Consider the following 14,270-nt stretch of genomic DNA (forward strand, 5'->3'; position numbering starts at 1 on the left):
CGTGCCCTGCTAATATTTATTTTTGATGGTATGGTCTGCTTAGTTGGTGAACAGCTTCTACAAACACGCCAGCATTTTCGGGTGGAACATCCAGATGAATGCCGTGTCCCAGATTAAATACATGTCCGCTGCCATATCCGTAGCCAGCCAAAATGTCGGATACTTCTTGTTGAATTCTTGCTGGTTGCGCATAGAGCATGGAGGGATCCATATTACCCTGTAATGCCACCTTGTCACCTACTCTTTTTCTTGCCTCTGCAATATCGATTGTCCAGTCCAGTCCAATCGCATCACATCCGGTGGCCGCAATCGATTCAAGCCACATACCACCATTCTTAGTGAAAAGCGTGACGGGTACTTTACGGCCATTATTTTCCCGTGTTAAACCGTCTACAATTTTATGCATGTATTGTAAGGAAAATAACCGGTAATCACGTGGTGATAAAACCCCACCCCATGTGTCAAACACCATGACAGACTGTGCACCGGCTGCAATCTGGGCATTCAAATAAAGAATGACGGAATCTGCCAGTTTATCTAAAAGAGTATGCAGCATATCCGGTTCTGCAAAGGCCATCTTTTTTATTTTAGTAAACGCTTTGCTGGAGCCACCTTCTACCATGTAGGTCGCTAGCGTCCAAGGGCTGCCGGAAAAACCAATTAGGGGTACATCGCCGTTTAGTGCCTTTCTTATTGACCGAACTGCATTCATTACGTATTGCAATTCTTGTTCAGGATCGGGTGTACCTAGCTGCTCGATATCGCGGGCAGTTTGAATGGGTCGTTCGAACTTAGGGCCTTCACCCGTCTCAAAGTATAGTCCCAACCCCATCGCATCCGGTATGGTAAGAATATCGGAAAACAAGATCGCAGCATCAAGCTTAAAGCGACGTAAAGGCTGAAGGGTGACTTCGGTTGCGAGTTCGGTGTTTTTACATAATGACATAAAGTCACCCGCTTGCGCCCGGGTCTGTTTATATTCAGGAAGATACCTTCCAGCTTGACGCATCATCCAAACCGGGGTGACATCAACAGGCTGTTTTAGAAGCGCACGTAAATAACGATCGTTTTTTAAATCAGAACCCGTTTTTGAAGCGGAATCGCCTGCCATAATTACCCCTGTTCATAGATACTTTCTTTGCGAGCCGCGCATTATAGCAACTTTTAGCCATTGTTATTAACGAATAACCGTAAAATTTTTTATCGCCACATATAACAGAAAAACAAATAGTTAATAAGTTTCGAAACATTTGTCCGATAAATTTTCATACAAAAATTTGCAAAAAAAGTAAGTGTTTGCTACAACTATATCTACCGAACATAAAGAAGCCCGCTAACGGGACCGGTCAAACTACTTGAAACCCTGTGTTTATTGCAGGGTTTTTTATTGCCGATTTTTCACTGCCTGAATCAATTGACCAGCGATTGAGAAAGTGGGCGGAATCAAGGGTAAGTTGTCCAAGTTGAACCACTCTGCTTCAACTATTTCGGTTTTATCTATCTGGATCTCACCCTGTTTGTACTTAGCTATATATCCCACCATGAGTGAATGAGGGAAGGGCCAGGGCTGCGAACCAAAGTATTCCAAGTTTTCGATTTCTACTCCCACCTCCTCTTTCACTTCCCGATGCACTGCTTGTTCTAAACTCTCCCCACTTTCAACGAACCCAGCAAGCGTAGAGAACATACCACTTTCTTTATGACGCACACCTTTGGCTAATAGAATTTCATTATCTTTGTATATAGCCATAATCACGCAGGGAGACACCCTTGGGTAGACACGATGAGAGCAATGATGACAATGGATTGCGACTTCCCAATCTACCTTTGTTGTAGGCATTCCGCATTGGCCACAATAGCGATGGGTGCGATAAAAATGGGTATATTGCCACGCCCTGGATATCACGCTAAATTCTAAAGGGAACGCCATTAGTACGCTACGCAGAGAAGCGGTGTTAAACGGTAGCGTCGCTATGTTCTCGTTACCCAAATCTATGACGTAATGATGCGAGGAGTAATTCTCGTTTTCGAGAGGAAGCAATTGGTAAATTGAATCCTGATGGTGGTGTAATTCTTGTAAATTTTCCCATGCTGCGACGGGCGGTAATTGCGTTTTCGGGTCGATTAACAATTTTCCTTCGCTGAATAAAAGCCATCTAGCGGTTTTTCCTATAGCATGTGAAGAAAGCTTTTTTAACATCTAACGACCCTATAATTGTGCTGCTGTCCACTCATTATTCCTACAATATTAACTCATTGACAAGCGAGAAGAATGGATTGAACATACCCGCATACTGGCGGATAGTGTAAGTAACTGTTTATATGAAATATTAGAAAATTGTTATAGATTCATTGTCAATAAGTTTAATTGGTCTGATACCTGCTGGGTGTTATACTCAGGAGAATAACAAATGCACTGTTCACGATTGCCTATACGGCGGGGTTAGCATGTTAAATAAGTTGGAAAAAGCAAAATCCAGTTGGGGTGGCCGTTCTGAAACTATCGATAAATGGCTTCAGGAACGACAATCTCTGCTGATAAAATACTGCGATTTGGCGGGTTTAAATCAACCGGACGCTTCCAAATTACCGACGGCTAACGATGTGAGCGATTTTTGCGCGGTGCTGATGGACTATATTTCTGCAGGCCATTTTGAAGTTTACGAAATGTTGGTAAGTGATGACGAAGCAGGGATTCAATTAAAACGCACTGTCTATCCACAAATTGCGCAAACTACCGACAATGCGCTACGCTTCAATGATCATTTTGCGGAAGCGCTTTCTGCAGAACAAGCCAAAAATTTTGATAGCGAATTAGCTGATTTAGGTAATGTGCTTGAGGAACGGTTTGCACTTGAAGATCGGCTAATTCATCACATGCACCAGAAAACCAAAAGCGATAACACACTGACTTCTGCATGAAGTTGTACATAGATTAAAACGGGTTGGTTCGATTTTAAGCTGATGAAACATGCTACGATAATATCTAAAGCTAGAGCGTACTGCGATAAGCGGGGAGCCCGCTTCACACCACTGCGTGAAAAGGTATACCAGATCTTATTGGATAAACATGGCCCAATGGGCGCATACGATTTACTGGACAACCTTAAACAAACTGAATCGAGTGCAAAACCCGCCACAGTTTACCGCGCATTAGACTTCCTACTTGATTTTAGCTTCATTCATCGTTTAGAGTCCACCAATGCTTTTGTTGCTTGTCACCATTTTGGTTGCCAGCATCCTGTTCAGTTTTTGATCTGCGATAGCTGCGGAGACGTGGCTGAAATCCAGTCTGAAGGGTTACAGGATACGCTGGAAAAACAGGCCAAGAGTCACGGTTTTAAAGTATCTAAACAAACTATTGAAGCACACGGGTTGTGTGCAGAATGCCAACTTGCTGAATCAACCAGCTGTGAGGAACCAGTTCATGAAAGCTGATTTTGTAAACCCTTTTATTCAAGGCTTGCTGAACGTAATGTCGACTATGGCACAAACAACGCTAACGCCGGGCAAGCCGCAGCGTAAGCAAAGTGATGTTGCTAAAGGCGACGTGTCGGGCCTAATCGGGATGGTGGGCCCGGATGTGAAAGGTTCAATGTCGATCACTTTTGATGAACAACTTGCACTAACTATTATGGAACGGATGGTGGGTGAAAGGCCTGGCAAAATAGATGCAGAGGTGGGCGATATGGTGGGTGAAATTACCAACATGATATGCGGCAGTGCGAAACGAGACTTGGGCGAAAGAGGTTACGAGTTTGGTATGGCTACCCCTATTGTGGTCTCAGGCAAATCGCACTCTATCAGCCACCAAGTTGATGGCCCTAAAATTATACTGCCTTTTATGTGTGACGAAGGCCACGCGCATCTGGAAATCTGTTTCGATAAATAGGTATGTGGTACTCTAGCACCCTATCCCTCAGTCCAAAATCTCGTGGGTTTCACCTTGTCACCGATGAAATAACGTCAGCCTTACCGCAAATTCAAAAAATCGAGATGGGGCTGTTACATCTCTTCTTGCAACATACCAGCGCCAGCCTCTGTATAAATGAAAATGCCGACCCTTCTGTGAGGCGTGATTTAGAACAGTGGTTTAATCGTAACGTCCGCGAAAATGAACCTTACTATGAACATACGTGTGAAGGAAGTGACGACATGCCCGCGCACATTAAATCCAGTTTGCTCGGTTGTGAACTGTCTATTCCTGTGAGGGATGGAAAGTTACAGCTGGGTACATGGCAGGGTATTCTCTTAGGCGAACACCGAGACCACGGTGGGGCAAGAAAAGTCGTCGCCACATTATATGGTTCAGAGTTCTAACTGCATTCTTAAGGCGCTCACCGCCTTCCATCCTAGTAAAATGGCATAACCTGTGCTTCCTCTGTGTTGTTTACAATACGAAAAAGGATATGGAAATGCACACAAAATTACACTTAACATCCATTTGTCTTGCCTTCCTTTCGGCGGGCGTGGGTGCACAGGATACCCAACCAGGGCCTGCTTACGATAGCTGGCTAGGATTATACGGGGCAAAGTATAACGGAGATACTAACAAAAGCTCTCCCTTGGGCGTGTATGATAATGGCCTTGAGCGTGGTATTGAATATGGCTTCAGGATGGACAATAAGTGGGGCGGACGTTTTGAGTACAGTAATTTAAAACTAGATTACAGGGTCTCTGCAAACCTTACACAGGACCAGGGCCAGATGTTCGGCGCAGATGCTCTCTATTTCCCGAATAATAGCGATACATTTTTATTTGCAGGTTTAAGACGCCAGCACCTACAAGATCATTATACCCTTGGTGATGTTGGTATTGGGCGACACTGGCAAATTTCAGAGCGCTTTCGGTTTGTGACAGAAGCCGGCCTATTTCACGACTTTTCAAACAATACTAACGATCTACGTTTTAAAGCGGGATTAGCTTTCACATTTGGCTCTGTACCGTCCACACCGAAAATAGCGGATGCTGACGACGATGGCGTTAACGATAACCTGGACCAGTGTCCGGGAACTCCTCGTGGAGCGCAAGTTGACGCTAAAGGCTGCGAACTAGATTCCGATAATGATGGGATTACCAATCAGTATGACCAATGCCCAAATACCCCTCCAAACACCCGTGTGGATTCCACCGGCTGTGCTATCAAAGAAGTGGGCGATGCTGATAAAGATGGTGTGAAAGATGATCGTGACCAATGTGCCGATACCCCCGCTAATGATAAGGTGGATGCAGATGGCTGTACGGTTTTCACTGAGAAAGAAGTCGCCCATACTATTCGCGTAATGTTTCCTCATAACAGTGCTGAAATTCAAGATCCCGATTCTGAAAAAGTACAGCAATTTGTGAAATTCATTAGGCGTTACGGTAAAACCTCGGTACTTATTGAAGGTCATGCTTCAGCGCCAGGGGACGCCGACTATAATATGATGCTTTCTGAAAAGCGCGCAAATGCGTTCAAAAATATGTTGGTCAGCCGCTACGGCATTGAGGAAAGTCGCTTACAAGCAAAAGGCTTTGGCGAAACCCAGTTGCTGGATACCTCAAACACTGCGGAAGCGCATAAAAAGAACCGTCGAATATACATTCGGGTAACTGAGACGGTAAAACGCCCAAAGAAGAAATAAGCTAGCAATCTATAAAGAAAAGGTCCGAACTTAATTCGGACCTTTTTCTTTTTATCAATTAAATATTCGCTTACTCATCATCCAGCGTAAGTATATCGCGACAAGCCTGGTCGTCAGCAGGTACATTTTGAATAGCCCGTAATCCATAGTCGGTATTTTGTGATTTTTCATCTGAATACCAAACTTCACTATCCTCTTCCAGCACAAAACGATACTTACCATACAGTGAGTTCGCCTCTGGGGGCGTGCCTACCTCCTCGTCAATTTCAGAGCCTAACACTTCACCCATAATTTTTACTTGCAAAGAATAACCTTCAGCCAGCATCGAAAGACTATTAGGATTATTGACATCAAGCAATGACCAACTTCCATCTAAACGCTGACCGACAATATCATCCTTAGGATCAGTGCTACGGTAGCTCAGACAGATGACTAAATCCCCGTTTTCACCGCTACCATCATCCTCAAGAAAGAATAGTTTTATTTCAGCGTTGTCGCCATCATCTACCACGCCCGAAAAGTCGAGCCGTTTATCTGGCCAGAAGGAGGTAGCAGAGCTAGCCGTTAAGTCTGCAAGTTCAGCGTTTTCTATAACCGTATTTATATCGGCTGTTATAGTGTCATTATCATCCGCTAATGAAAGTAAATTCTCGCTAATTGTAAGTAAATCAAGGGTTGCGAATGAAGTGCCGTTATTTTTATTCAGCTCTCGTACACTAAGCTCGTTTAGTAAACTCATGTCATTGATAAGGTACGTTGCGACTTTACTGACTGATGTTAAACGGGCGTCTCCCTGACTCTGTTTTTTCACCGCAGCGTAAAATATTTCGGCCCCTTTAGCCGCAGCAACCAAGTCGTGTATGTTAGAAGCTGCGTTGAAAAAAGCTTTATTTACTGCGATAGTAGCAGCTCCGCTGGTTTCCATTTCAGAAGCCAGGGTCTCGCTTTTTATTTTCGTTATAGCACCAGATGACTCCGATATACCCGCAGCAGTTATCTGAGACACAAAATTATTTACCGCGTCATTGGTGATGGGGTTAATACCCTCGCCCAAATCTACACCTGGATTAGCTTCAGCCCATGCTACCACTGACTTCCATACCGCATCAGCACTGCTTTCCGGTAACCCATCTTCACCCAGCCCGAGTGGTTCACCCGCCATATTCAAATACGTAGATACTGTATCTACAAGTTTTTGCAGCTTCACAGCAGTGGCAAATAAACCCGCTGAATAGCTGCCAGCTGCATCGAGTTTGGCGATATAGTCCTGCTGCATAAGGACAGAATCCTCAACCCCTCCTGGAACAGCAACGCCCATTGCGGTTAACACAGTGGTCAATTCGGTATCAGCAGATAAATAACTTTTTATCGTTGTCAGCGGTGTTACCAGTGTCGCGAAATCATCAGCCTGCACTTGCCAAGTACCATCGTCATTAGCTGGTTTTGCACCTAACGCTTTGAGATCTTCCAGTCGGCTTACTGCATCTTCAGTAGAAATATTCAGCGTTAACGTACCGTCGAATTGTTCGCCTGTATTTAAATCGACGCCACTGGTTAATTTTACGCGGGACGTATCCAGATCCGCTCCCGTTTCCAGACAGAACTTTCTCAAGGAAGCAGATTCCTGCGCACAGTAATCTACCCCCGTGTTCGGGTTATAACTGTAAAAACCTTGCGCGTCCGTATACGCGAAAGGCTCAAAGCTATCTATTCTGTCATTAGCTTTAACGTCTACCCACACTATTGCGTTAGCGATGTAACCATCAACCCCTCTTCCTGCAAATTGAATCGGCTCTTCTGCAATAGCGATGTCTTGCTCTTCGGTTCCACCGCAACCCGCTAAGGCGCTTACAACTGCAACGGCTACTATGGAGAATTGTCTTTTAAAATATTTCATAGGTATACTCCACTATTAAAAACGGGTTTGGAAACCGATATTTATAAATGCTGAACGGGGACCGGAACTATCATCAATTGCAGTATTTTCGTCTGACCAGCGCACATCCATATACAGGTTGTTTAGCACGGTAATTCCGACATTATAGTAACCGAGCTCACTACCAGCACTATTATAGCTATAGCCTGCTCTTAGTTGAGGTAGCACCCAGTTGTCAAAATTATACGTCATAGCGATTGTCGACCATTGGTACAAATCGCCCACAGGATCATTTTTATCATTCAGGTCAACTGAAGCATGTAGCCCAAACTGCTTATCGCCACCAAATAGCACCGAACCTTCTAACGTGACCTGGCTATTTGCGACATGGGTCTCTTGACCATTGATACGCCCAGCGGTAATAAATTGCTGTGCGGCATAACAATTGTCTATCCCCACCCCAGTTTCATTGGCACAATTACTGATTAAGTCGCCATACTCAAACTCTGGTTCATTAATGTCGGTTACTGTGATGCCGAAAGAATAGTTGTCAGCTACCCAAAGTAGCCCTAAATCTAAGGCCAATGCCGATGTTCGGTCTGCCCCTTTATCGTATTCGTCTTCGATCACGTCGGCTAAATCATCGCTGCTGTCCAGTGCACTAAACGACAATACGCTTTTTGACAATTCCATGGTCACCAATTTTGCCCTTAAGCCACCAATTAATTGCCCATAGTCACGCTCCCAGAACGCCTTAGCGTATCCCAGTGATGCATTTAGCTGGACTGCACTTTTAACATACATAGAGGCATTGGTGTTCAGTTCATAACCGCCATCTAGAACGATAATTTCGATATCGTCAGCAAGTACATTGCCTTTTAGTTGGCCGTGCGACGACACTTCAAATGTAAATGTTCCTAATGTTGGATGGTTATATACCACGGGCAATAACGGTATCGTAAAGGCTGTTGAAGCTTTTACGTAACCATCTTTTTCCGCATTGACCAAAAACGGCTCAAAACGATCGACTGCATCAAGTGCGTCATCAGCACTTAAGTTCTCCGAATCGAGAATATCAATAAGTTCATCTAGTTCATCAACCAGATCATCGACTTGGCCGACTTCATAACCTATTCCAAACGGACCAATAGCACCTATGCGCCAATTTTCGTCTTTGGTTTTATCAAAAACGAGTGGCGACGCGGCGGGGTTATTCATAACGGACGTCAAATCGTACTTGCTGCTTATTTTACCTTGCGTGAGCGACGGTCCGATAGGATGGTAAATGGGCTGGTCAGCCAACGTATAAGTGGAAAATAAGGTAGCGATTACTAAAGTTAATTTAGTTGGGGTGCGCATAGCGGAATACCCATATTGAAAGTGAATAATTCTGTCCAAACCTTAATACAACTCAAACGCACTGATCATCTAACTATGCGCTTAAGGTCGGGATCAACTTCCTTTCCCATCGTCGATCATAAGATCGACTACTTGAATATTTTGTATCGACTAATGCCGGGATTCCTGAAACTTAAATTAAATTAATAATCATCGGTATAGGTAGGGCCTGCATAATTATCGAAGCGGGAAAACTGCCCTTGGAAGGTCAATCGCGAGGTACCAATGGGTCCGTTACGCTGTTTACCGATGATAATTTCCGCTACCCCTTTCTCTTCACTATTTTCGTGATATACCTCATCACGATAGATGAACATGATTAAATCCGCATCTTGCTCGATTGACCCTGATTCTCTTAAGTCGGAATTAACGGGCCGTTTATCAGCGCGTTGTTCCAAACTTCGGTTTAACTGTGATAGAGCAACCACAGGGACTTCTAGTTCTTTAGCTAAGGCTTTAAGTGAGCGGGATATTTCAGCAATTTCAAGCGTTCGATTGTCACTTAACGAAGGCACTCGCATAAGCTGCAAATAATCCACCATTATCAAACTGATACCGCCACGTTCTCTGGCAAGTTTTCTGGCGCGGCTGCGTACATCCATAGGCGTCAGGCCAGACGAGTCATCGACAAATAAGTTATCTTTGTCTTTTAGCATGGCCATCGTGTTAGAGATACGCGCCCAGTCTTCATCATCCAGTTGCGCAGTACGAATTTTGGTTTGATCCACTCTGCTTAATGATGCAAGCATACGCATCATAATCTGTTCAGAGGGCATCTCAAGGCTGAAAACCAACACGGGTTTTTCTTCTGCCATCATCGCATTTTCACACAGGTTCATGGCAAAGGTGGTTTTACCCATAGAGGGACGAGCAGCAACGATGATTAAATCGGAAGGTTGTAAGCCACTGGTCTTCTTATCTAAGTCAGTAAACCCTGTGGTAACCCCGGTAACTTCTTTGTTAGTTTTGATTAATGCTTCGAGTCGATCGATTGTTTTACCTAAAACCGACTCAACATTTCTCGGACCTTCGTTTTCACCTGTTCGCTTTTCGGCAATTTCGAATACCTTGCTTTCTGCAAAGTCGAGAATATCTGCACTCTCGCGCCCTTCCGGATTGTAACCTATCTCTGCAATTTCATGAGCCACACCAATCAATTCGCGAGTCACAGCGCGTTCAGAAATAATTCGGGCATAGGCGGTAACGTTGGCAGAGCTAGGTGTGTTCTTTGCGAGCTCCCCCAAATAAGCAAACCCTCCAGCATCATCCAATTGGTCATGGTTTTCTAACTCTTCAGAAACCGTGATTAAGTCTACCGGCATATTTTGCGACAATAAGCGCAAAATGGCTTTGAAGATAATTTGGTGTGAACGATTATAGAAGTCATTTTCAGTCACCAGCTCTGCTACTTTATCCCAGCTTTCAGGATCGATTAGCATACTTCCCAGCACCGACTGCTCCGCCTCAATACTGTGAGGTGGAACTTTTAATTTTTCAATATTTTTGTCAGTGCCTGACGTGGGTACAACTTTCACAATGAATACTTTAACGCAATAAAATGATGATGGACATTATGACTTACTTACCTATGTTATACCATTGGCCGACGCCAATTAGTATGTGTATGAATACGATGCGTTTCAATTAAAAAGCTTTTAGAATTATCTCGTACTGCTACTCACTAATGTATCAACACCACATCGCTGTAGAATTTTCAATAAAAACCAGCTTTGCGCCTAAGAATGCGAGGCAGCGTTTACTTACGTTAGCGTTACCGCACTAGGCAACTTAGTCAGCAACATTTAAATTCGCCAACAATTTTTTCAATTTCGCGAAGTTGACTGGCTTAGTAATATGCTCATCAAAGCCTGCATCTCTCGCTAACTGTTTATCTTTATTCTGCCCCCAGCCCGTTATTGCAACTAAATAAAGGTTTTTCCCATCGAAATGGCTGCGCACCGATTTTGCTACTTCATAACCTGTAATATCCGGCAAGCCAATGTCTGATAAAATAACATGAGGCGTAAACTCTTTTGCTAGCTCTATCCCCGTGCCCCCATCAAAAGCACACCGTACAAGATGGCCATTATACTCGAGTAATTGAGCTAAGCTTCTAACTGTGTCTTTGCTATCATCGATCACCAAAACTCGAAGCTGAGAAGCCTTGTTTGGACGGATTGAGGATCCACTATTTTCGATCTTAGCAGGCGGGGGTAAGGAGGTTAAAGCGGGCAGCCTGACAATAAATTCACTTCCCTTATTGCGCCCCTCACTACGCACCTCAATTTTTCCACCGTGTAAATCGACCAGCTGATAAACAAGGGCTAGCCCGATGCCTAACCCCCCTTGGGAGCGTTCCAACGCCGGAGTAAGCTGGGAAAACATAGTAAATATATTGGTAAGGTCGCCAGCGGGAATGCCAATACCTGTATCTTTTATTGAGATTATCACTGTGTCACTATGGTGGCTTACCGTTATATTAATTTTGCCACCCGCCGGGGTATATTTCGCTGCGTTAGTGAGCAAATTAGAGAAAATCTGAACGATCCGGGTGCCATCTGCGTCTATGTAAATCGAAGAAGAAGGTTTATCAATTGTAAGCTCATGACGATTTGATCTTATCAATGGATTTGCTTCTTCAATCGCATCCTCAAGCGCGGGAAATATATCCATGGTTTTACGGCGTAATTTGACGCGGTTATTAGAGACTCGAGATATCTCCATTAAATCTTCGATTAAACGACTGATGTGTGACACATGACGTTCAATAATTTCCCGGGACCAATTCACTAACTCGTTATCGGTCGACTTTAAACGCATAATTTCCAGTACATTTCGGATAGGAGCGAGGGGATTACGTAATTCGTGACTTAACGTGGCAAGGAATTCAGTCTTACGCCGGTCGCTTAATGATAGCTTTTTGTTTAGTTCGGATAATTTTTTAACGGTGGCCTTGCGTTCGGACACGTCCATAAAAATGCCATATACGGCTTCGGGCTTTCCTACTTCTGAATATGATACATGCCCTCTGATCTCCATCTCAACCCAGGCGTCCAGGTTATTTTTAAGCCGGAACTCGACGGTGTAATTAGACTTATTCTCGATTGCCTGTGTCAGCTCCTCAGCAAAATGTTTTCTATCTTCTGGATGGAGTAGGGAGCAAAATTCTTCCCGATCCAACCAACGGGTTTGTTGATCAAAGCCTAGTAAAGATTGAAGCTCTTTGTTCCACTCCACCTTCCCGGATTTTACATCTAATGACCATACGGCCATTTTGGCGCTTTGCATGGCTAAATTCAAAATAGCCTGATTACGGCTAAGTTCTTCTTGCGTCTCACGTAATGAAGATAGCGAGGCTTCTACTTTTTTTCTCGCACTCACTAATTCTTGTTCGAATTTTTTCCTATCATTAACCACGTAAAAAGCGAGTTGGTCGAAAATCTGCCCTTCATGCTTATTGCGTGACGCGTTCACTAGCATCGGCAAAACCTGATCGTCTCGCGTTTTTAAGTCAAGTTGAACTTCTGAAACCGATCCCTGCATCTGTAAAAGAGGCGACCAGTGCGTGTGATGGAAAAATCTTCCGCCAATAGTAAACAGCTCTTGTATTTTTTTTCGATTAACAAGCTCGTCAGAGTGATAACCTAACCATTTTGTAAAGGTCGCGTTTACCCGACGGATAGTGCCGTCACCCTCAGTAATTACAAGCCCACAGGCGGCATTATCAAAGCAAAAGGATAGATCGGGCAAACTGCTCATTTTATTTTATGACTTTTAGAGAAGACGTTTTAAAAACGCATTGATAGCATCAATGCTCGCATGAGGTGCACTTAGATGTGGACAATGCCCCACATTTTCTATAATCACCATTTGCGCATCGGGCATTTGTTCGTTCATATACTCGCCAACCGAAAGAGGCGCAATAAAATCATCACTGCATTGCAGGATTAAAGAAGGTATAGAACATTTAGCTAATGCGTCCCGATGATCAGAAAAGAACGTGACGCGCGCGAAATGCGTAGCAATAGTAGGATCGGTTCGACAAAAGCTATTAGTTAACTCAACTGCAAGCTCAGGTTGGTCGGGCGCCCCCATTATCGCTGGCGCCATATTACTAGACCACCCCAGGTAATTACAGTCAATCGTGTCACATAGTTCTTCAATATCAGCACGTGTAAAGCCGCCAGTATAATCACCATCGTTAATGTAGGAGGGAGATGGCCCTACCATGACTAAGCATTTAAATTTTTCTGGTTGATCGACAGCGGCCAGCATTCCAATTGTTGCACTTACTGAGTGTCCTACAAAAATGACGGGGCTATCGCAGAATTCATCGATAATTTCGATAAGGTCATCTGCGTAACCTTGTAAACTGTCATACTTGTCAAAATCGTAAGCAGAGAGATCGGATTTACCGCTTCCTACCAAATCAAACAATACGATTCGGTAATGCGGTTCGTAGGACGGTACTAAATATTTCCACATATTTTGATCACAGCCAAATCCATGAGCAAAAACAATTGTTTCAGACCCACTACCTAGAACTTTCACGTTGTTACGGTGTTCAACACTCATCAGCAAACCTATTGATATCAAATGGAAATTATCGTAAGAACTACGATTTAAAGATGTATGTAAACTAGAGTACGCTCTAATAATATAAGGAAATCTATGATATTGGTATAGTAACGATACCAACCAGTGTTGTTTTTACGAAAAGTTTGAAAGCCACTTCTACCGCTACATCTTGTGCCATGGGCGTATACGTGCTTTTAAGCATTGTTGACCACTTTTTTGATTTCGCCGGTTAATTTGCTTAAAAATTGTAAGCGCTATGAAACGGCCTCACGAAAATGTCGGTCTTACAAAAAAGTAGTTAAAGTTACGGTGGGCGCAGGGCCATATAAACATTCTTTAACGGAAGGGCAGTTTAAAGCGTGTGGAATGTTTCGAATGACTGAGGAAATGAAGCGGTGCCAAAGCTTTCCAAATCAATTTGATTGTAGTGGTGTTAACACATTTTTCAGTTTTGGATTCGAACGAATAGTACAGTTGATTAGGTCTGCTGTGAGCGTGAAGCAGACATTGATTCGCCTGCTTGTGAGGGGACTGCTGAAGACAAGGCGCGGTCGTAACAGGTGCATCTACGCAGAGTAGTCATCGTGGCGGAAGTCAGGACCTCCTTACCTGTTATCGTAAGTTCTAAAAGAAAATTACTAGGAACATGCAATGCTAGAGCTCACCGCCATCGCGGTGAGGGTTATGATGTTTCAAGATACGATCTAACGATGGAGGTTGCAGCCTTCGCCGATGTATGGACTCCCTCCCCATGGGGGAGTAACGTAATAAGTGCCTAAACTTTTACTAAGAGT

The 14,270-nt window shown here is 43.8% G+C and carries 12 protein-coding genes; 5 read left to right on the forward strand and 7 right to left on the reverse strand.

The window, feature by feature from the left end:
• Positions 1 to 16: 16 nt before the first annotated feature.
• Positions 17 to 1,111 carry a uroporphyrinogen decarboxylase gene (gene hemE, locus OPS28_RS03020; RefSeq protein WP_265607951.1) on the reverse strand — a complete coding sequence of 365 codons (1,095 nt, stop codon included), beginning with the start codon at positions 1,109 to 1,111 and terminating at the stop codon, positions 17 to 19.
• 273 nt (positions 1,112 to 1,384) lie between these two features.
• Entirely contained in the window at positions 1,385 to 2,200 is an 816-nt protein-coding gene (gene nudC / locus OPS28_RS03025) for an NAD(+) diphosphatase (RefSeq protein ID WP_265607952.1), read from the reverse strand.
• A 248-nt stretch (positions 2,201 to 2,448) separates the two neighbouring features.
• Between nudC and rsd the strand changes: the two genes are divergently transcribed.
• From rsd to OPS28_RS03050, 5 genes are all read left to right on the forward strand, one after another.
• A complete protein-coding gene (gene rsd, locus OPS28_RS03030) occupies positions 2,449 to 2,922 on the forward strand; it encodes a sigma D regulator (RefSeq protein ID WP_265607953.1) in 474 nt (157 codons plus the stop codon).
• A gap of 42 nt (positions 2,923 to 2,964) precedes the next feature.
• Positions 2,965 to 3,438 carry a transcriptional repressor gene (locus OPS28_RS03035; protein WP_265607954.1) on the forward strand — a complete coding sequence of 158 codons (474 nt, stop codon included), beginning with the start codon at positions 2,965 to 2,967 and terminating at the stop codon, positions 3,436 to 3,438.
• Entirely contained in the window at positions 3,428 to 3,892 is a 465-nt protein-coding gene (locus OPS28_RS03040; protein WP_265607955.1) for a chemotaxis protein CheX, read from the forward strand. The genes OPS28_RS03035 and OPS28_RS03040 overlap by 11 nt, the downstream gene beginning before the upstream one ends.
• A 2-nt stretch (positions 3,893 to 3,894) precedes the next feature.
• Positions 3,895 to 4,320 carry a secondary thiamine-phosphate synthase enzyme YjbQ gene (locus OPS28_RS03045; RefSeq protein ID WP_265607956.1) on the forward strand — a complete coding sequence of 142 codons (426 nt, stop codon included), beginning with the start codon at positions 3,895 to 3,897 and terminating at the stop codon, positions 4,318 to 4,320.
• 95 nt (positions 4,321 to 4,415) lie between these two features.
• Positions 4,416 to 5,624 (forward strand): OmpA family protein, encoded by a 1,209-nt coding sequence (locus OPS28_RS03050; protein ID WP_265607957.1) that lies wholly within the window; start codon positions 4,416 to 4,418, stop codon positions 5,622 to 5,624.
• A gap of 70 nt (positions 5,625 to 5,694) precedes the next feature.
• Here OPS28_RS03050 and OPS28_RS03055 read toward each other — a convergent pair whose 3' ends face one another.
• The 5 genes from OPS28_RS03055 to OPS28_RS03075 form a co-directional block, all read right to left on the reverse strand.
• A complete protein-coding gene (locus tag OPS28_RS03055) occupies positions 5,695 to 7,521 on the reverse strand; it encodes a hypothetical protein (RefSeq protein WP_265607958.1) in 1,827 nt (608 codons plus the stop codon).
• Positions 7,522 to 7,536: 15 nt separating this feature from the next.
• Positions 7,537 to 8,859, reverse strand: coding sequence for a conjugal transfer protein TraF (locus OPS28_RS03060; RefSeq protein WP_265607959.1), 1,323 nt, complete (start codon positions 8,857 to 8,859; stop codon positions 7,537 to 7,539).
• 182 nt (positions 8,860 to 9,041) lie between these two features.
• On the reverse strand, positions 9,042 to 10,433 hold the full coding sequence (gene dnaB / locus OPS28_RS03065; protein WP_265607960.1) for a replicative DNA helicase: 1,392 nt from the start codon (positions 10,431 to 10,433) through the stop codon (positions 9,042 to 9,044).
• Positions 10,434 to 10,686: 253 nt separating this feature from the next.
• A complete protein-coding gene (locus OPS28_RS03070) occupies positions 10,687 to 12,657 on the reverse strand; it encodes a PAS domain-containing hybrid sensor histidine kinase/response regulator (RefSeq protein ID WP_265607961.1) in 1,971 nt (656 codons plus the stop codon).
• A gap of 15 nt (positions 12,658 to 12,672) precedes the next feature.
• Positions 12,673 to 13,473, reverse strand: coding sequence for an alpha/beta fold hydrolase (locus tag OPS28_RS03075; protein ID WP_265607962.1), 801 nt, complete (start codon positions 13,471 to 13,473; stop codon positions 12,673 to 12,675).
• Between the last annotated feature and the right edge of the window lie 797 nt (positions 13,474 to 14,270).

Origin of the sequence: Alteromonas sp. ASW11-130 (genome assembly GCF_026183735.1) — a bacterium.
GTDB lineage: Bacteria > Pseudomonadota > Gammaproteobacteria > Enterobacterales > Alteromonadaceae > Alteromonas.